Origin of the sequence: Paenibacillus sp. OSY-SE, from assembly GCF_000283315.1 — a bacterium.
Taxonomy (GTDB): domain Bacteria; phylum Bacillota; class Bacilli; order Paenibacillales; family Paenibacillaceae; genus Paenibacillus_B; species Paenibacillus_B profundus.
The window spans coordinates 1-1822 of the sequence record NZ_ALKF01000001.1 but is presented as its reverse complement, the minus strand read 5'-3'; the positions used below and the strand labels follow the sequence as shown (position 1 = coordinate 1822).

Here is a 1822-nt window from a genome sequence, read left to right as displayed (position 1 = left end):
AGCATTCCTATAATGAAGAAATATGAGATTTGAGAAACAAAAAGACTCCTTGGTATGATGTTTATGGGTCCCATATGCTGGCCAGCGACCGGAACCAAAAACAAACCAAGGAGACTACAAGATGCATTCTACTCAAAATGAACGAATTAATCAAATCACTTCTACTACACTCATCGTGGGTGTAGATATTGCAAAGTTCAAACATGTGGCTCGCGCACAAGACTTCCGCGGAGTCGAGTATGGGAAGCCAATTGCTTTTGAGAACAGTCGGGAAGGGTTTGAATTATTCGTAGGCTGGTATCAGAAGATCATGAAAGAACAGACCTGCAAGGAGGTCATAGTCGGTATGGAACCGACTGGTCATTACTGGTTGAACCTTGCACATTACCTAAAAGAACAACAAGTTTTATGCGTCGTGGTGAACCCACTGCATGTGAAGAAAAGCAAAGAACTGGATGACAACTCACCGACCAAGAATGACATCAAAGACGCTAAAGTCATCGCACAGCTAGTCAAAGATGGAAGATATGCCGTACCGAATCTTCCCCAAGGTATCTATGCAGAGCTGTGGGAAGCCATGAAAATTCGCGATCATCTATCGACTGACCTGCGTGTAGTACAAGGACGTGTTCATAACTGGCTGGATCGGTACTTTCCGGAATTCCTTACAGTTTTTAAGGATTGGGAATGCAAGTCGGCCCTTCAAATGCTCAGCCTTTATTTGCTGCCGCATGAACTTGTTTCAAGGTCAGACGAGTTTTTGCTGGGACATCTAAGGGAAGCTGCCAAGCGTGGACTCGGCCTGGGACGCGTGAAGAGCCTGAAAGCCGCGGCCAGTCGTTCAATAGGCATGAAACAAGGTGCAGAGCTAGCCAAGATGGAGCTTCAGCTACTATTGGTACAGTACGAACTGCTCCAATGTAAGTTCGAAGAGCTTGATGCAAAATTGGAAGAGCTGATGAAGCAAATCCCATATGTTCAGAAATTGCTGGCGATTAAAGGGATTGGTCGGGATACAATAGCCGGATTCCTGGCTGAAGTTGGTGACATCCGTCAGTACCGACATCCCAAGCAGATCGTAAAACTCGCAGGATTAAACTTAAGGGAAAATACATCGGGCAAACACAAAGGACAGACCAAAATTACGAAGAGAGGCAGGAAGCGACTTCGAGCCTTGCTCTTCCGTGTCGTGATGCCACTGGTAGCGAAGAACGGAGCTTTTAAAGCATTGCACGAGTATTACACCAAGCGGCCAGATAATCCGCTGAAAAAGATGCAATCTCTCATCGCCCTGTGTAACAAGCTTATTCGGATCCTGTTCGGCATCATGAAAAAGGGACATGAATTCAGTGAAGAAAAAATGATGCAGGATATCCCTCGATTCATGGAAGTACCACTAGCAGCTTAAATACAGCAGCATCTTCTTAGAAATTGAAGTCGTAACAAACAACTGACAACTAAAGCACGGATGAGTCGGAACGGCACTAACATACGGACGAAGATCCTGTCGGGCAGCATATCTGACCTCCACCTCATGGACAGGTTGAATGAAGGAATGTGAGAGCGTAGACTCTGTGAGACATGGGAGGGTTGACCACCATGAGCCAATGTGGAGATCCATAGGTGCAACCATACTTTACCGAATTAACCATTTTTTACAGAGAAGAGGTTTAGGTGAGGATGTTTTTGCGCTTCCTGTAGCCCCATAATTTTCATCACCTTCAAATCAAATCCATGAATAAGTTGTCTTTTAACTATGCAACATGGTCAAATTCTAAGAAAACGCGAGCATTTAAGAGAAAAGTGATTCTTCATAGAGGGA

General features: G+C 44.8%; 1 protein-coding gene. It reads left to right on the top strand.

The window, feature by feature from the left end:
• Nucleotides 1-121: 121 nt before the first annotated feature.
• Entirely contained in the window at nucleotides 122-1408 is a 1287-nt protein-coding gene (locus A372_RS0100005; protein ID WP_019418875.1) for an IS110 family transposase, read from the top strand.
• The last annotated feature ends 414 nt before the right edge of the window (nucleotides 1409-1822 follow it).

Coding starts and splice junctions, on each gene's coding strand:
- A372_RS0100005 (WP_019418875.1), top strand. CDS start 122: ATGCATTCTACTCAAAATGAACGAATTAATCAAATCACTTCTACTACA.